Annotated in this window: 11 protein-coding genes; 9 read left to right on the top strand and 2 right to left on the bottom strand. The window is 71.2% G+C overall.

Translation table 11 applies throughout. The features are described 5' to 3' along the window. Positions 1 to 27 precede the first annotated feature (27 nt). On the bottom strand, positions 28 to 1,371 hold the full coding sequence (locus tag OG331_RS09910) for an amidase (protein WP_406194071.1): 1,344 nt from the start codon (positions 1,369 to 1,371) through the stop codon (positions 28 to 30). A 249-nt stretch (positions 1,372 to 1,620) separates the two neighbouring features. Here OG331_RS09910 and OG331_RS09905 point away from each other — a divergent pair, with 249 nt between their 5' ends. Genes OG331_RS09905 through OG331_RS09895 form a run of 3 tightly spaced genes read left to right on the top strand, consistent with a single transcriptional unit; the run spans position 1,621 to position 6,182 of the window. Then, a complete protein-coding gene (locus tag OG331_RS09905) occupies positions 1,621 to 3,453 on the top strand; it encodes a family 20 glycosylhydrolase (RefSeq protein ID WP_406194069.1) in 1,833 nt (610 codons plus the stop codon). 30 nt (positions 3,454 to 3,483) lie between these two features. Further along, the gene (locus tag OG331_RS09900) at positions 3,484 to 5,034 is read left to right on the top strand and encodes an alpha-L-fucosidase (RefSeq protein WP_406194067.1); all 1,551 of its coding nucleotides are present in this window, start codon (positions 3,484 to 3,486) and stop codon (positions 5,032 to 5,034) included. 44 nt (positions 5,035 to 5,078) lie between these two features. After that, complete coding sequence (locus OG331_RS09895) at positions 5,079 to 6,182, top strand: serine hydrolase domain-containing protein (RefSeq protein ID WP_406194065.1); 1,104 nt, start codon at positions 5,079 to 5,081, stop codon at positions 6,180 to 6,182. 167 nt (positions 6,183 to 6,349) lie between these two features. Here the strand turns inward: OG331_RS09895 and OG331_RS09890 are convergent, their stop codons facing one another. Then, positions 6,350 to 7,396 (bottom strand): LacI family DNA-binding transcriptional regulator, encoded by a 1,047-nt coding sequence (locus OG331_RS09890; protein ID WP_328877760.1) that lies wholly within the window; start codon positions 7,394 to 7,396, stop codon positions 6,350 to 6,352. 221 nt (positions 7,397 to 7,617) lie between these two features. Between OG331_RS09890 and OG331_RS09885 the strand changes: the two genes are divergently transcribed. The 6 genes from OG331_RS09885 (at position 7,618) to OG331_RS09860 (ending at position 17,128) form a co-directional block, all read left to right on the top strand. Further along, positions 7,618 to 8,919, top strand: coding sequence for an ABC transporter substrate-binding protein (locus OG331_RS09885; RefSeq protein ID WP_406194063.1), 1,302 nt, complete (start codon positions 7,618 to 7,620; stop codon positions 8,917 to 8,919). A gap of 6 nt (positions 8,920 to 8,925) precedes the next feature. Then, the gene (locus tag OG331_RS09880; RefSeq protein WP_406194061.1) at positions 8,926 to 9,828 is read left to right on the top strand and encodes a carbohydrate ABC transporter permease; all 903 of its coding nucleotides are present in this window, start codon (positions 8,926 to 8,928) and stop codon (positions 9,826 to 9,828) included. After that, positions 9,825 to 10,745 carry a carbohydrate ABC transporter permease gene (locus OG331_RS09875; RefSeq protein WP_365052952.1) on the top strand — a complete coding sequence of 307 codons (921 nt, stop codon included), beginning with the start codon at positions 9,825 to 9,827 and terminating at the stop codon, positions 10,743 to 10,745. Before OG331_RS09880 ends, OG331_RS09875 begins: the two co-directional genes overlap by 4 nt. 64 nt (positions 10,746 to 10,809) lie before the next feature. After that, positions 10,810 to 12,075, top strand: coding sequence for a glycosyl hydrolase (locus tag OG331_RS09870; RefSeq protein WP_406194059.1), 1,266 nt, complete (start codon positions 10,810 to 10,812; stop codon positions 12,073 to 12,075). Continuing rightward, on the top strand, positions 12,072 to 14,084 hold the full coding sequence (locus OG331_RS09865) for an endo-beta-N-acetylglucosaminidase (RefSeq protein ID WP_406194057.1): 2,013 nt from the start codon (positions 12,072 to 12,074) through the stop codon (positions 14,082 to 14,084). Before OG331_RS09870 ends, OG331_RS09865 begins: the two co-directional genes overlap by 4 nt. A 26-nt stretch (positions 14,085 to 14,110) precedes the next feature. After that, on the top strand, positions 14,111 to 17,128 hold the full coding sequence (locus OG331_RS09860; RefSeq protein ID WP_406194055.1) for an alpha-mannosidase: 3,018 nt from the start codon (positions 14,111 to 14,113) through the stop codon (positions 17,126 to 17,128). Positions 17,129 to 17,181: the final 53 nt, after the last annotated feature.

Below are 17,181 nucleotides of genomic sequence, written 5' to 3'. Positions count from 1 at the left end.
CTGCCCGGCCGTCCAGCGATCCGAGACCTAGTCGAGCGGCGCCGTCCGCCGCCACGGACGCAGCTCCTGGATCCGCTCGGCCAGCGCCAGCAGCTCCGCCTCCGCCCCGGGACGCCCCACCAGCTGTATGGCGCAGGGGGCGCCGGAGGGCAGCGTCCCGAAGGGGATCGACATCGCGGGCCAGCCGGTGAGGTTCCACGGCGGGGTCAGCGGCGAGTAGTTGGTGTTGGCCATGATGTTGCGCAGCCAGCCCCGCTCGTGCCAGGGCTCGGACTTGGGGGAGCGGCGGGCCAGGGCCGGGGTGAGCAGGACGTCGTACTCGGCGAAGAACGGCTCCAGCCGCCGGCGCAGCTGCTGTCGGCTCTCGCCGACCCGCACCCGGTTGACGAAGCGCTTGCCGACAGCGGCGTGAACCCGGGTCCGGCGGGTGAGCCGCCGCGGGTCGAGGCCCTGCGCGTCCACCGCCGTGCCCGCAGTCCAGTGAGTCAGGGAAGTGACCCCCAGCGACATGGGATACGGCGGGTCGGCGCGCCGTACCTGGTGACCCGCCTTGATCAGCAGCCCGGCGGCGTCGCGTGCGGCGGTCGCGTACGGCTTGCTGATGGTGACCCCGGCGAGCGGGCTGCGCAGGGACACGGCGATCCTGCGCGTGCCGGGCGCCCGAGGGCCCACGATCTCGGTGTCCGCGAGGACCGACAGCATCAGGCGCGCGTCCTCGACCGTCGTGGCCAGCGGGCCGTTCTCCGACATGCCGAACCAGTCGCCGTCACTGACGCCGGCCGGGACCACTCCGGTGCCGGGCTTGATGGTGACCAGGCCGCAGTTGGCCGCCGGTATGCGCAGGGAGCCCATGCCGTCGTTGCCGAGGGCGATCGGCACCATGCCCGCGGCGACCGCGGCAGCGCTGCCGCCGGACGACCCGCCTGCCGTGCGCGAGGTGTCCCACGGGTTGCGGGCGGTGCCGTGCACGCCCTCCGTGGTGCCGAAGACACACAGCTCCGGCACGTTCGTCAGCCCCACGACCACCGCGCCGGCGGCCCGCAGCCGGGCCACGGTGACGTGGTCGTCGTCGGCCGGGGTGTCCGGCGTGGCCGCGGAGCCGACGCGCTTGGACTCGCCGCGCACCGCGAGGTTGTCCTTGACGGCCACCGGCACGCCCGCCAGGGGCAGTTCGGCGAGGTCGGCGCGCGAGCCCACCTCGTCGGCCTCGGCGAGCGCCGCCTCGGCCCGGACCACCCGGAAGGCGCCGACGCGGCCGTCCAGCCGCTCGATACGGGCCAGGTGCTCGGCCACCACCTCACGGGGCGTGGCCTGCTTCTCGCGTACGGCGGCGGCGATCTCGGCGGCGGTCCGGCCGACCCAGTTGGTCACGGGCGCTCCTCGGGGCTTACTCGCGAGTATGTAGGAGAACTCTGCCCGGCGGCGGACCCGGCGTCGAGAGGTCGCCGGGCTTGGATATTCGGGACGCTCTTCTTGGACTTTTCACAGCGGCTCTCCTCGGTGCCACCCCGCTGACCTGCGCGTCATCCGATCAATCAGCCAACTCGGCGCCAGTCGCATCCCATTGACAGCCCCTGGGGCCCGCCCAATCATCAGACATCCGATGAATGGGGGTGCCTCATGAGGAGACGCTGGCGATCGTTCGGTGTCCTCGCGGCGCTGATGCTGTTGTTCGCGGCGCCGGTGCCGGCGCTCGCGGAGGGCGACCGGGGGACGCCGGTCACGGTGCCGGCCCTGGCCGACTGGACGCCGTCATCCGGCAGTTACACATACGGGCGCTCCGCCCGCCTGGTGGCCGGCAGTGCGGGCGAACGGCGGGTCGCCGGCACCCTGGCCGACGACCTGAACGACGCCGGACACGGCAGGGTTCCCGTGGTGCGTGGCGGCGCCCGGACCGGTGACATCGTTATCGACGTCCAGCCCTCCCGGACCTCCCTCGGCGCGGAGGGCTACCAACTCCGCGCGGACGAGCGGCTCTCGGTCACCGCGGCGACCGAGACCGGCGCCTTCTACGGCACCCGCACCCTCCTCCAGCTCCTCGCCCAGGGGGACCGGATCCCGGCCGGCCACACGGTCGACGTACCGCGCTACAAGGAGCGGGGCGTCGGCGTGTGCGCCTGCTACATCAACATCTCCATGCCCTGGCTGGAGAACCTGGTCCGCGAGATGGCGTACCACAAGCTCAACCAGCTGCTCCTCGAACTGAAGGTGAAGAGCGAGGCCCACCCCGAGGCCAACACCTGGGGCTACTACACCAAGGACGAGATCCGCCGCCTGGTCGCCCTCGGCAAGCGGTACCACGTCGAGATCATCCCCGAGATCAACTCCCCGGGGCACATGGACCCGTGGATCGAGAACCGCCCGGATCTCCAGCTCACCGACTCCGACGGCAACAAGCAGCCCTCGCGCCTCGACATCACCCGGCCGGAGTCCTTCGCCTACTACACGAGCCTGATCGACGAGTACGCCGAGGTCTTCCCCGCCACTTCCTGGCACATGGGAGCCGACGAGTACATGCTCGGCTCCGACTTCGCCAAGTACCCGCAGATCCTCAAGTACGCGCAGGACAAGTACGGCCCGGACGCCACGCCGCAGGACGCCTTCATCGACTTCGTGAACCGCGTGCATGCCTACGCGGGGGACAAGGGCAAGAAGCTGCGCATCTGGAACGACGGGCTCACCGGTGCCAACACCGTCCCGGTGACCGCCGGAACGACGGTCGAGCACTGGCTGAACGTGGCGGTGAAGCCGAGTCAACTCCTCGACCGGGGCTATCCGTTGATGAACGCGGCCTACGCCCTCTACCTGGTCCGCGGCGGCTTCCACAGCGACACCAAGGGGCTGTACGACCAGAGCTGGGACCCGCGCAGCTTCGAGGGGGAGAAGCTGGCCTCCCGTGACGGGATCACCGGCGCGAAGATCAGCCTGTGGCCCGACAACGGACGCGGCGAGACCGAGAACGAGGTCGCCGTCGCCCTGTGGCCCGCGCTTCGGCACATCGCCCAGGCAACGTGGGGCGACCCGCATCCCGACGCCGGCTACGCCGAGTTCACGGCACGCGGCACGGCCGTCGGGCACGCGCCGGAGTGGCGGGACCTGACGCGGGTGCCGGTCGCGGACGGGTCGTACACCTTCCGGTCGCCCGGCCGGTCGTTCGCCGCCGAGGTGAAGCGCACCGCCGACGGCTACGTGACCGTGCGGACCGCGCAGGGCTGCCTCGAGGTGCGCGGCGGAAAGCTCACGCTCAACGTGCCGCTGGAGCCCGGAGTGGAGGCGACGCCTCAAGCGTGCGATGCGCAAAGCACCCTGCAGCGCTGGCAGTTGGAAGCCGTGGCAGGTGGCTACCGGCTCGTCAACGCCATCACGCGCATGGCGCTGAGCGTGACGGAGGACGGCCGGCTCGTGCAGTACCCGCCGGACCGGCGCACGCCCGCCGTTTGGCACCTGACCTGAGGACCTGACCCTGACCCGAGGAGCCGTCCCATGGCCGTATCCCGACGCGTCTTCGTCGCGACAGCCGCTGTCCTCGCCGCGACCGGCGCGGCAAGACCCGCCCTCGCGGCACCCGCCGCCGCTTCGAGCGACGCCCGCTACCGCATCCCCGTCAGCCCCGACGACACCGAGGCCGACCTGGTCCGCAAGGCCTCCCAAGTCCGCCCCACCGCACGGCAGATCGCCTGGCAGCGGCTGGAGCGCACCGCGTTCCTGCACTTCGGCGTGAACACCTTCACCGGTCTGGAGTGGGGCACCGGCGACGAGGACCCGGACGTGTTCCAGCCGACCGGCCTCGACACCGACCAGTGGGCCCGCGCCCTGCGTGACGGCGGCTTCCGGCTCGCCATCCTCACCGTCAAGCACCACGACGGATTCGTGCTCTACCCGTCCGGCTACACCGACCACTCGGTGGCATCGAGCAGTTGGCGCGAAGGCCGGGGTGACGTGCTGCGTCCCTTCGCCGACTCCATGCGCCGGTACGGCATCAAGGTCGGCGTCTACATCTCACCGGCCGACGAGAACCAGTACCTCCACGGCGTGTACGCCAACGGCAGCGCGCGTACCGACCACACCATCCCCACCCCCGTCGAGGCCGACGACCGCACCCCGGCGGCGTCACGCACGTACACCCTCCCCGCCACCGACTACGGCGCCCACATGCTCAACCAGCTCTACGAGGTGCTCACGGAATACGGCCCGATCGACGAGGTCTGGTTCGACGGCGCGCAGGGCCGCATCCCGCCGGACAAGGTGGAGAAGTACGACTGGGACAGCTGGTACACCCTCGTCCGCTCGCTCGCGCCCGACGCCGCGATCGCCGTCTCCGGCCCGGACGTGCGGTGGGTCGGCAACGAGGGCGGGCTGGCCCGGGAGGACGAGTGGAGCGTCGTACCGGTACAGGACAAGGACTACGGCCGGACGGACTACGCCCTCGCCTACGACGCCCCCGACGTGGGCAGCCGTGCGGCACTGGTGCAGGCCCGGCCCGTCGCCGACCACCTCCAGTGGTGGCCGGCCGAGTGCGACGTCTCCATCCGGGACGGCTGGTTCTACCATGCCGACCAACAGCCGAAGAGCGTCGAGCAGTTGACGGACATCTACTTCCGGTCCGTGGGCCGCAACTCGGTGCTCCTGCTCAACATCCCGCCGGACACGGACGGCCTGCTGCCCGCCGCCGACGTGGCACGGCTGCGGGAGTTCCGCGAGCGCGTGGACCGCGAGCTGCCTCGGGACCTGGCGCGCGACGGCCGTACGACCGCGTCGCCTGGCCGGGTCACCGTCGACCTCGGCCGCGAGCGGGAGGCGGACCGGATCCGGCTGGCGGAGGACATCCGGCACGGGCAGCAGGTGGAGAGCTTCGTCGTCGAGGTGCAGCGGGACGGTGCCTGGACGGAGGTGACCCGGGCCGGGGCGATCGGCGCGAGCCGGATCCTGCTGCTGGCGGCTCCGGTGCGGGCCCGGCGGTGGCGGGTACGGGTGACCGGCTCGCGGGCCGCGGTGCGGATCGCGGAGTTCGGGCTGTACCGGTCACGGGTCTGAAATTCGGTTGACCGGGGCGGGGCCGTGCGGGCTGGATGGGGTGCATGGCCGACCTTCAGGGCACGTACGACGACCTGTTCACCGCAGTGCCGAACGCGCTGGCCGCGACGCTGGACGCGGGGGACGCGGGCGGCTCCGTCGCGGTCTTCGTGGACGGCGACCCGGTCGTGGACGTCTGGGGCGGATTCGCGGACGCCGACCGCACCGTCCCGTGGGAGCGCGACACGATCGTCAACGTCTGGTCGGTGACCAAGACGATGACGGCCCTGTGCGCCCTCGTCCTGGCCGACCGCGGCGAGCTCGACCCGGACGCACCGGTCTCCCGCTACTGGCCGGAGTTCGCGGCCGCCGGCAAGGAGAAGGTGCTCGTACGGCACCTGCTCTCGCACACCGCCGGTCTGCCCGACTGGGACGGGCCGGTCGAGGAGCTGTACGACTGGCCCGCCGCCACAGCACGGCTCGCCGCGCGGGCCACTCGGTGGGAGCCGGGCAGCGCGGCCGGCTACCACTCGCTCACGCAGGGATTCCTGGTGGGCGAGGTCGTACGGCGGATCACCGGCCGCACCGTGGGCGAGTTCCTCGCCGAGGAGGTGACCGGGCCGCTGGGCGCGGACTTCCACATCGGGCTGGCCGCCGAGCACGACCATCGGGTTGCGCCCTCGATTCCGCCCACCGGACAGGGCGAGGACTACACGGCGAGCGCCCCCGCGGGCCCCTCGGCTTCCGAGGCGGGCAACGGCGTCAGCGTCCGCGACGGCAACAGCCTGGCCTGGCGCCGCGCCCAGATCCCCGCGGCGAGCGGCTTCGGCAACGCACGTTCCGTAGCCCTCGTACAGTCCCTGCCGGCCTGCGGGGGAGAGGTGAACGGGGCCCGGCTGCTGTCCCGCGCCGGTTGCGACCGCGCTTGGGAGGAGCAGTTCGCCGGCGACGACCGCGTCCTCGGCATGCCCGTGCGGTGGGGCCTCGGGTACGGCCTGTTCGGCACCACGTACGGCTGGGGCGGCTGGGGCGGTTCCCTCGTGATGATCGAGCCCGACAGCCGGATGGTGGTGGCGTACGTGACGCAGCAGATGCGCGAGCCTGCAAAGGACACCCGGGGGCTGGAGATCGTGGCGGCCGTATATGAGGGGCTTCAGGGCCTGCGCTGATGACGTCCGGCGAGCCCAGCGACCAGGACTGTCTCCGGGAGACAGAGCGCCTCGCCGGCCGTGTCCGTGCGGCGGCGTCCGACGACGGCCGGCTCTCGTACCTGGAGGATCCGAGGGGCTGTTCGCGAACTGGGCACCGCGGCCTGCCATTGGCCTAGGGCGTGGGGTCACGCGCCCCGCGCCACCCCCGTGCTCCCCCGCTCGATCAGCCGCGGCACCGGCACCCGCACCGCCCGCGCCGACCCCCCGTCCAGCAGAGCGGTCAACTCACGGGCCGCCGTGCGGCCGAACTCCACGCTGTCCCGGGACAGGGCCGACAGCCAGGGCTTGACCATGCGGCACAGGGCGGAATCCTCCCAGGACACCACCGAGACGTCGGCCGGTACGGAGAAGCCCAGTTCGGTCGCGGCGGCGGCGCCGGCGACGGCCATCACGTCGTTGTCGTAGATCAGCGCGGTCGGGGGAGCCGGGTCCTCCAGGACCCTGCGGGTGACCGCCGCACCCTCGGCGTCGGAGTAGTCGGTGGTCACCGACTTCACCTCGGTCAGGCCGCGCCGCCCGGCCTCGGCGCGCAGGGTACGGATGCGGCGTTCGGTGTGGGCGAGGCCCGGCAGGCCGGCGATGTGCACGATCCGCCGATGGCCGAGGGCGTACAGGCCGTCCACGACCGAAGCCATCGCGCCCGCGTCGTCCGCCCAGACCGTGGAGAGCCCGGGGTGGCGGTCGTCGGGGGCGCCGCCGATCACCACGGCGGGCAGGCCGAGTTCGTCGAGGAGGCCGGGGCGGGGGTCGTCGGTGCGCGGATCGACGACGAGGACGCCGTCCACGCGGTGCTCGGCCCACCAGCGGCGGTACACCGCGCACTCGTCGGCGACGTCCTCCACCACCTGGAACAGCAGCCCGAGATGCCGCTCCGCCAGCACCTCCTGGATGCCCGAGACCAGTTGGAGGAAGAACGAGTCCACCCCCAACGTGTCGGCCGGACGCGCCAGCACGAAACCGACCGTCGCCGCGCCCTCCCCGGACAGCGCCCTCGCTGCCGTACTGGGCCGCCAGCCCAGCTCCTCGGCGACCCGCCGTACCCGGTCGCGGGTCTCCTCCGACACGCCGGGCCGGCCGTTCAGCGCGAAGGAGACCGCGCTCTGCGAGACCCCCGCGTGCCGCGCTATGTCCTTCATCGTCGGCCGACGGGCCGGTGACCGCTTGCCTGACATGGCGATTCCCCATTCCGCCGACACATTCCCACGGCTCATTCCCGGAGCAGTATGCACTAATGCGGTTCAGGTCCGTGAACCTAATACGGTTCAGCTCGGTGATCCTAATGCGCATTAGTCACTAATGAAATTAGCTCCGCAAGAGCCATTGACGGGCCCGTGGAGCGGCGTGCAGGGTCTGCCTCGTCGACCAACCCGCCCGCAAAGGAGGACGGTTCACGGTGCCCGTTTCCCGTAGTACCCGCAGAGCCCTCGCCGCCGTTTTCGCCGCCTGTGTCGTCCTGCCGCTCAGTGCCTGCGGCTCGTCAGGGGGCGACAGCGGCACAGCCGACGCCTCCGGCAAGGTGGAGGGCGACATCACCTTCCAGACCTGGAACCTCCGCGCCAACTTCAAGCCCTACTTCGAGGGCCTGATCGCCGACTTCGAGAAGAAGTACCCCGGCACCGACGTGAAGTGGATCGACCAGCCGGCCGAGGGCTACGCCGACAAGATCAGCGCGGACGCCGCCGGCGGCACGCTCCCGGACGTCGTCAACGTCTCGCCGGACCTGGTCGCCCCGCTCGCCAAGGCGGGCCTCGCCCTCGACCTGGACAAGGCGGCCTCCCAGTACAAGAAGGAGTATCTGGAGGGGGCCTGGGCCAGCCATCAGATACCGGGCATGACCGGCACGTACGCCTTCCCCTGGTACCTCAACACCGGCCCGCTCTTCTACAACAAGTCCCTCTTCAAGGAGGCCGGACTCGACGCCGAGCAGCCGCCGAAGACGTACGACGAGGTCTTCGACGCCGCCCTGAGGATGGCGGACAAGACCGACGGCAAGGTCGCCACCCTCGCCAACGTGCCCACCATCGAGGACTTCGGCCGCTACGGCGTCGAGCTCATGAACAAGGAAGGCACCGCCTTCACCTTCAACGACGCGAAGGGTGTACAACTCCTCTCCAAGTACAAGGAGTTGTACGACGCCAAGGCCCTCGACCCGCAGGCGCTGACCGCCACCCCCGAGTCGTCCGGCAAGAAGTTCCTGACCGGGGCGGTCGCCATGAACCCCGGCAGCGCACTGGACCTCGGCAACTTCAAGAAGCAGGCGCCGAACCTGTACAAGAACATCGGGATCACGGACCAGATCACCAGCACCGGCCACGTCAACATGTACGTGATGGGCGTGATGGTCAACGCACGGACGAAGCGTGCGCCCGCCGCGGTCGCCTTCGCCCACTACGTCACCGACGCCGCGCACCAGATGTCGTTCGCCAAGCAGGTCGCGATCTTCCCCAGCACCGCAGGCTCCCTCGACGACCCGTACTTCACCAAGGAGGACGGCACCGACGAGACGCGCGTGCGGATCGCCGCCGCCAAGTCGCTGAAGAACGCCGTCAATTACACGCCCGTGCTGTTCAGCGAGCAGATGAAGACCGAACTGCGCAACGAGGTGGCCAAGGCGCTGCAGGGCAAGGAGAGCCCGAAGGAAGCTCTTGACAACGCTGTCGAGGCCTGTAACCGGCTCCTTCAGCAGCAGGGCTGAGCCGTCATGGCGAGCTCGGCTGTCCCTCGTGTCTTCCGGGTGCGGCGCCAACTGCCCACCAGTCCTTGGCTGTTCGCCGCCCCGGGCCTGCTGATCATCGGCGCCTTCATCCTGTACCCGTTCGTCTCCACGCTGGTCAACGCCTTCACCGACCGCCGCACGCTGATCCCGGGCGAGTACGTGGGCCTCGCCAACTTCCGCGAGCTGCTCGGCGACGACATGTTCTGGATCGGCCTGCGCAACAGCACGCTCTACGTCGTCGGAGTCGTCCCCGCCCTCGTCGTCCTGCCCCTGCTGCTCGCGCTGCTGGTGCAGAAGAACATCCCCGGCATCACCTTCTTCCGGTCCGCCTTCTACACCCCGGTCGTCGCCTCGATCGTCGTGGTCGGACTGATCTGGGTGTGGCTGCTGGACGAGCGGGGTCTGGTGAACTCGCTCCTGGAGACGATCGGTGTCGGCCGGGTCGGCTTCCTCAGCGACCAGTGGCTGCTCCTGCTGAGCGCCATGGCCGTGACGGTCTGGAAGGGCCTCGGCTACTACATGATCATTTATCTGGCCGCGCTCGCCAACGTGCCCCGTGAACTGCACGAGGCCGCCGCCGTGGACGGAGCGGGCGCGATCCGCCGGTTCCTCACGGTCACCGTGCCCGCCGTCCGCTCCACCATGGTGCTGGTCGGGGCGCTGTCGTCGGTCGCCGCGTTCAAGGTGTTCTCCGAGGTGTACCTGATGGCCGGCCCGAGCGGCGGCCCGGCGGGCGAGGACACCACCCTCGTGATGCTCGTCCAGCGCACCGGCACCGGCCTGACCGGCCGCGTCGGCTACGCCTCCGCCATCTCGGTCGTCGTGTTCGTCGTCACCGTCGCCCTGATGCTGCTCGTGCTGCGCGCGGACCGGAAGGACGAATCATGACCGTCCTGGAGAAGGTACGGCCCGCCGCGAAGGCGAAGGTCAAGCCGTCGGCCGGCGCTCGCGAACCCCGCGTCACCGACGAGCACGGCCGCCGCGTCCGCGTATGGGAACTCGCCCTGCGCTACCTGCTGCTGCTCGGCGTGCTCGCCCTCACCGTCGGCCCGTTCCTCTGGCAGCTGTCGACCTCGCTCAAGGGCCCCACCGAGGACATCTTCAGCTCCCCGCCGAAGTTCCTGCCCGGCGATCCCACCCTGCACAACTACGAGCGGGTCGCCGAGACCATCCCCGTCTGGGACTACGCCCTCAACTCGCTGAAGGTCGCCACCGCCAACGTCGTGACCAACTGCGTCGGCGCGGCACTCGCCGGCTACGCCCTCGCCCGGCTGCGCTACCGGGGCCGCCGCGCGGCCACGCTCGCGTTCATCCTCGCGATGCTCGTGCCCGTGGAGGGCATCATCATCGCCCAGTTCACGACGATGCGGGAACTCGGCCTCAACAACACCCTCATCGGCGTCGTGCTGCCCGGCTGCATCAGCGCCCTGAACGTCCTGCTGATGCGCAACGCCTTCCTCAACCTGCCGTACGAGATCGAGGAGGCGGCCTACGTCGACGGCGCCAACGTCTGGCAGCGGTTCCTGCGCATCGCGGTGCCGTCGGTGAAGGGGACTCTTGCCGTCGTCGCGATCTTCGCCTTCATGGGTGCCTGGGACGACTTCCTGTGGCCGCTCATCGTGCTGAGCGACCCGTCCAAGTTCACGCTGACCATCGGGCTCAACTATCTGCACGGCACCTTCGCCAACGACGAACGCCTCGTCGCCGCGGGCACGATCATCGCCGTGGCGCCGCTGATCGCCCTCTTCGCCTGTCTCCAGCGGTACTTCTTCCGGGGTGTCGGGGAGGGCGCCGTCAAGGGCTGACCCGCTGAGCCGGCCGTCCGTACCTCCGTCGCCCCTCCGTCGCACCTCCGTCACAAGGACACGCATGCCTTCTGCCGTGCGCTTCGGCGTCAACTACACCCCAAGCGTCGGGTGGTTCCACCACTGGCTCGACTTCGACCTCGACTCCGTACGCGCCGACCTCGACTCCATCGCGGCGCTGGGCCTCGACCACGTGCGGGTGTTCCCGTTGTGGCCGTACTTCCAGCCGAACCGCACCCTGATCCGTGGCCGCGCCGTCGAGCAGCTGGTCCAGCTCGTCGACGCCGCCGCGGAACGCGGCCTCGACGTCAACGTGGACGGTCTGCAAGGTCACTTGAGCAGCTTCGACTTCCTGCCTGCCTGGACCCGGACCTGGCACCGCCGCAACCTCTTCACCGACCCGGACGTCCTCGACGGCCAGGCCGCCTACCTGCGCACCCTCGCCGCCGCCCTCACCGACCGCCCCAACTTTCTCGGCATGACCCTCGGCAACGAGGTCAACCAGTTCTCGGCGGGCCCGCATCCCGACCCCGACCGGGCGACCGAGGAGGAGATCGACCGCTGGCTGACGCGCATGCTCGCCGCCTGCGAGGAGGGCGCCCCCGGGCGGCTGCACCTGCACGCCGAGTACGACGCCACCTGGTACCAGGACGACCAGCCGTTCACGCCCGCGCAGGCCGCCCGGCACGGCGCCGTCACGGCCGTGCACTCCTGGGTCTTCAACGGCACCGCCCAACGCCACGGCCGTATCTCCGTCCCGACCGAGCACCACGCCGCGTACCTCGTCGAGCTGAGCAAGGCCTGGGCCGGCGACCCGCGCCGTCCCGTCTGGCTCCAGGAGGTCGGCGCGCCCGCGCCCCTCGTCCCGCCCGAGCACGCCGCCGCCTTCACCGAGGCGACCGTCGCGAACGCCCTGGACTGCCCCGACCTGTGGGGCATCACCTGGTGGTGCTCGCACGACGTGTCCCGTGAGCTGGCCGACTTCCCCGGGCTCGAATACGGGCTCGGCCTGCTGACCAACGACCGGAAACCGAAGGACGCGGCGCACGTGCTGGCCCGCGCCGCGAGTGCACCGGTGCCCGCGCCCGCGCCTCGCACCACCGCCCTCGTCGTCCCGGCCGACCCAGCCGTCCGCTCGGCCTGCGCCCCCGGCGGCCCCGTCTTCAACGCCTTCTTCCGGCTCACCGCCGACGGCGCCCGCCCCACCACGGTCCTCGACACCCGTGCAGGCGACCGGGACCAGCTGGCCGCCCGCGGCATCACCGAAGTCGTCACTCCCGATCAGGTACTCCCCGCCCCACAAGGTCTCCAAGGAGGAACCCGCTCGTGAACCCCACCAGACGCACCGTCCTGCTCGCCGGCGCCACGGCCGCACTGCTGCCCTCGCTACCGGCGGCCGCCGCCCCGAGTTCCCGCGCGCCCAAGGCCGCCGCGCTCCAGCCGTACGCCTCGTACTGGTACCCGGACTCGCTGCCCTCCGGCACCCCGGGCACCGGCATCGCCTGGCGCAGCCTGAAGTCCTGGCGTCCGGCCGACGACACGGACCTCGCCTTCAACGCTTCGACCGTGCCGCTCGCCCCGCGCTTCACGCCGACGCCGGTGAACTCGACCGCCCGCGCGGGCCAGGCCCGTATCCAGTCCCTGGTGTCCTTCGGCCCCACCGCCGGCAACCCCTCGCAGGGCGCGACCACCGCCGACTACTACGCCCTCACCCACTGGGCGTACATCGACGAGCTGGTCTTCTGGGGCGGCTCGTCGGGGGAGGGGCTGATCCTCGCGCCGAACGCGCCGGTCGTCGACGCCGCTCACCGGCACGGGGTGCCCGTCCTCGGCAACATCTTCCTGCCGCCCGTCGCCTACGGCGGGCAGCTGCAGTGGACCCGAGACCTGGTGCAGAAGGACGCGGCCGGGCGGTATCCGCTCGCCGAACGGCTGGTCGCGGTCGCGGACGCGTACGGGTTCGACGGGTGGTTCGTGAACGCAGAGACCAGCGGCGGGGACAGCGCGCTGGGTTCGGCGATGCTGGGCTTCATGCGCGAGCTGAAGACCCTCGCCAAGGCCAAGGGCCAGCGCGTGACCTGGTACGACTCGATGACCGTGAACGGGTCCGTGAGCTGGCAGGGCGCGCTCAACTCCCAGAACGAGGCGTTCTTCCAGGCGGCCGACGACATGTTCGTCGACTTCCGGTGGACGGCCGCGAAGCTGACCTCGTCCGGTCAGCGGGCCGGGCAACTGGGCCGCAGCCGCTACGAGTTGTGGGCGGGTGTCGACGTCGAGTCGAACGGCTGGAACTCGTCCGTGAACTGGGACGCGATCGTGCCCCGCGACAAGGCGCACGTCGTGTCGGTCGGCTTCTACCGGCCCGAGTGGACACGCAACCACCTGCCCGCGGACGGCCGCGGGCCGGAGGCGTTCCACGCCGCCGACGACCGCTTCTGGACGGGGCGCTCACTGGACCCGTCCCGGCCGGACGGCACCGACGTCTGGCGCGCACCGGCCGTGTCGGTCGCCGACCGCTCGACGGTCACGGCGCTCCCGTTCGCGAGCGTGTTCAACACCGGGCACGGGCTGCGGTGGTACGAGGACGGGAAGGTGACGTCGGACAAGCCGTGGAACCATCTGGGCCTCCAGGACCGGCTGCCGTCCCGGCGCTGGGTCGTGCACACCGACGGACAGCGCCCCGCCGTGACGCTCGACTTCGCCGACGCGTGGCGCGGCGGGAGCAGCGTGCTCGTCGACGGTGAACTGGACGAGCCGGCGGTCGTGGACGCTTACGCGACACGCCTGCCGATCACCGCCGACACGGTGGTCGAGCTGACGCACCGGACCGACACGGGCAGCGTCAAGGTCGAGCTGGCGGTGGCCACGGCCGAGCCGAGCAGTCCGGGCGCGACACCGCCGTACACGTACTTCCCCGTGGACTCGGGCAGCACATGGCGGACCTCGACCGTACGGCTCGCAGGTCTGACCGGCACCGCGCACGCGATCGGCGTCCGGCTCACCGCGACGGGCGGGCCCGTGAAGTGGCGGCTGGGCGGTATCGCCGTCCGGGGGGCCGTCGTCACGCCGGCGGCGCCGACCGGATTCCGGATCACCGCGGCGTCCGGCGGAGACCTGCGCCTCGCGTGGAACCCCGGCTCCGGCGACGTACGCCACCACACCCTGCACCGCCTCCTCCCCGACGGCACCCGGCGCTTCCTCGGCGGCACCTGTCAGCCGGCCTACTTCGTCGCCGGCCTGCAACCCGAACAGGGGGAGCAGGCCACACGGTTGGAACTGCGTGCCGTAGGGGAGCTCTACACCTCGTCGGCTCCCGTGACCGTGACACACACCTGGTAACCGCCCTCACCCTTGGAGCACCCCGCATGCATGACGACCGCAGCCTGGTCGAAGCCCGCCTCAAGCGCGTCCTCGACGAGCGCATCCGCCCCGCCGTGTACCCCGAGTCCGTGCCGCTGGACGTCGCGGTGTGGCATGCGCCCGGCGAACCGGTGCCGGTCGCCGAGGGACTCGCGGCCGAACCCGAGCCGATCGAGGTCGGGGCGCGGTGGGGTGCTCCCTGGGGCACCAGCTGGTTCCGGGTCACCGGGACCGTGCCCGAGGCGTGGGCCGGGAAGACCGTCGAGGCACTGCTCGACCTCGGGTTCGACGAGAACATGCCCGGCTTCCAGTGCGAGGGCCTCGTCCACCGGCCCGACGGCACCCCGGTGAAGGGCCTCAACCCGCGCAACCAGTGGGTGCGCGTCGGTGCCCCCGTCGAGGGCGGGGAGCAGGTGCGGCTGCACATCGAGGCGGCCTCCAACCCGGTCATCCTGGACTACCACCCCTTCGTGCCCACGCAGTTGGGCGACAAGGACACCGCCGGCAGCGAACCCCAGTACACGCTGACCCGCATGGACCTCGCCGTCCTCGACGAGAACGTCTGGCAGCTGGTCATCGACCTGGAGGTGCTCGGTGAGCTGATGGCCGAGCTGCCGGTGGAGTCCGCGCGGCGCTGGGACATCCTGCGGGCGGTGGACCAGGCCCTCGACACGATCGACCTCCAGGACGTGGGCGGCACGGCGGCGCGGGCGCGGGAACGGCTGGCCGGTGTCCTGGCCACGCCCGCCGTGCCGTCCGCCCACCGCATCAGCGCCGTCGGGCACGCGCACATCGACTCGGCGTGGCTGTGGCCGCTGCGCGAGACCGTGCGCAAGGTGGCCCGTACGACCTCCAACATGACCGCGCTGATCGAGGACGAGCCCGACTTCGTCTTCGCCATGTCGCAGGCCCAGCAGTGGGCGTGGGTGAAGGAGCACCGGCCCGAGGTGTGGGCGCGGGTGAAGAAGGCGGTGGCGGACGGGCGGTTCGTGCCGGCCGGCGGGATGTGGGTCGAGTCGGACACCAACATGCCGGGCTCGGAGGCGATGGCCCGGCAGTTCGTGCACGGCAAGCGGTTCTTCCTCGACGAGTTCGGCGTCGAGAACGACGAGGCGTGGCTGCCGGACACGTTCGGTTTCGCCGCCGGGCTGCCGCAGATCATCAGGGCCGCGGGCTCCAAGTGGCTGCTGACGCAGAAGATTTCCTGGTCACAGACGAACAAGTTCCCGCATCACACCTTCCAGTGGGAGGGCATCGACGGCACCCGGATCTTCACCCATTTCCCGCCCGTCGACACCTACAACTGCTCCATGAAGGGCAGCGAGATCGCCCACGCGGCCCGCAACTTCAAGGACAAGGGCGTCGCCCGGCACTCCCTCGCCCCGACGGGCTGGGGCGACGGAGGCGGCGGCACCACCCGCGAGATGGTCGCGAAGGCCGCGCGGCTGCGGGACCTCGAAGGCTCGGCGACCGTGGTCTGGGAGACCCCGGCGGAGTTCTTCGAGAAGGCCGAGGCCGAGTACGCGAACCCACCGGTCTGGGTCGGCGAGCTCTACCTCGAACTCCACCGCGCCACCCTCACCAGCCAGGCCAGGACGAAGCAGGGCAACCGCCGCAGCGAACACCTTCTGCGCGAGGCGGAACTGTGGGCCGCGACTGCCGCCGTACGCACCGGAGTCCCCTACCCGTACGAGGAGTTGGACCGCATCTGGAAGACGGTTCTGCTGCACCAGTTCCACGACATCCTGCCCGGCTCGTCCATCGCGTGGGTGCACCGCGAGGCACGCGCCACGTACGAGCGCCTCGCGGGCGAGCTGACCGCGATCATCGAGTCGGCCCAGCGCGCACTGGCGGGCGAGGGCGAGACCGAGCTCGTCTTCAACTCCGCCCCGCACCCGCGCGAGGGCGTACCGGCGGGCGGCGCACGACCCCCGGCGACCGAGGGCCGCACGGCGCTCGCGCCCCGCCCGGACGGCGGTTTCGTCCTCGACAACGGCCTGCTGCGCGTCGAGATCGACGCACGGGGCCTGGTCGTGTCGGCGTACGACCTCGACGCCGACCGCGAGACGATCGCGCCCGGCGGGGCCGCGGGCCTCCTCCAGCTGCACCCTGACTTCCCGAACATGTGGGACGCCTGGGACGTCGACGAGTTCTACCGCAACACCGTCACCGACCTGACCGACCTCGACGAGATCGCCCCCGCGGGGGAGGGCGTGCGCATCGTGCGGTCCTTCGGCGACTCCCGCGTCACCCAACTGCTGTCCCTCGCGCCCGGGGAGCGGCGGCTGGTGGTGGACACCGAGGTGGACTGGCACGAGACGGAGAAGTTCCTGAAGCTCGCCTTCCCGCTCGACGTGCACGCCGAAAGGTACGCGTCCGAGACCCAGTTCGGGCACTTCCACCGGCCCACGCACACCAACACGTCCTGGGAGGCGGCCAAGTTCGAGGCCTGCAACCACCGGTTCGTGCACCTGGAGGAGCCGGGCTGGGGCGTCGCCGTCGTCAACGACTCGACGTACGGCCACGACGTGACCCGCACCGTCCGCACCGACGGCGACCGCGGCACGACCACCACGGTCCGGGTGTCCCTCCTGCGCGCCCCCCGCTTCCCGGACCCCGAGACCGACCAGGGCGTCCACCGCTTCCGGCACGCCCTGGTGCCGGGCGCGGGCATCGGGGACGCGGTGCGCGAGGGCTGGCGGATCAACCTCCCGGAGCGTTCGGTCACCGGCGCGCGGGAGGTGGCGCCGCTGGTGACGGTGGACCGGGACGCAGTCGTGGTCACGGCCGTCAAGCTGGCCGACGACGGCAGCGGAGATGTGGTGGTGCGGCTCCACGAGGCCCACGGCGGCCGGGTGCGGGCCACGCTGGCGGCGGACTTCGACGTCGCGGACGTCGCGGCGACGGACCTGCTGGAACGCCCGCTGCCTCAGACACCGTCGTACGACGGCCGTCGTGTCACCCTGCGCCTTCGCCCCTTCGAACTGGTGACGTTGCGGCTGGGGCGGACTGCGGTCCACTGACGGGTGAACGGCGGCGCGGCATCGCGTGGCGGGCGGCAACCGGCCTCAGAATC

The organism is Streptomyces sp. NBC_01017 (assembly GCF_045162795.1).
Classification (GTDB): Bacteria; Actinomycetota; Actinomycetes; order Streptomycetales; family Streptomycetaceae; genus Streptomyces; species Streptomyces machairae.
This window is presented reverse-complemented; position numbering and strand designations above follow the sequence as displayed.

Bases quoted from the DNA above. Each gene is read 5' to 3' on its own strand.
- OG331_RS09905 (WP_406194069.1), top strand. From the start codon at position 1,621: ATGAGGAGACGCTGGCGATCGTTCGGTGTCCTCGCGGCGCTGATGCTG.
- OG331_RS09900 (WP_406194067.1), top strand. From the start codon at position 3,484: ATGGCCGTATCCCGACGCGTCTTCGTCGCGACAGCCGCTGTCCTCGCC.
- OG331_RS09895 (WP_406194065.1), top strand. From the start codon at position 5,079: ATGGCCGACCTTCAGGGCACGTACGACGACCTGTTCACCGCAGTGCCG.
- OG331_RS09890 (WP_328877760.1), bottom strand. From the start codon at position 7,396: ATGTCAGGCAAGCGGTCACCGGCCCGTCGGCCGACGATGAAGGACATA.
- OG331_RS09880 (WP_406194061.1), top strand. From the start codon at position 8,926: ATGGCGAGCTCGGCTGTCCCTCGTGTCTTCCGGGTGCGGCGCCAACTG.
- OG331_RS09875 (WP_365052952.1), top strand. From the start codon at position 9,825: ATGACCGTCCTGGAGAAGGTACGGCCCGCCGCGAAGGCGAAGGTCAAG.
- OG331_RS09870 (WP_406194059.1), top strand. From the start codon at position 10,810: ATGCCTTCTGCCGTGCGCTTCGGCGTCAACTACACCCCAAGCGTCGGG.
- OG331_RS09860 (WP_406194055.1), top strand. From the start codon at position 14,111: ATGCATGACGACCGCAGCCTGGTCGAAGCCCGCCTCAAGCGCGTCCTC.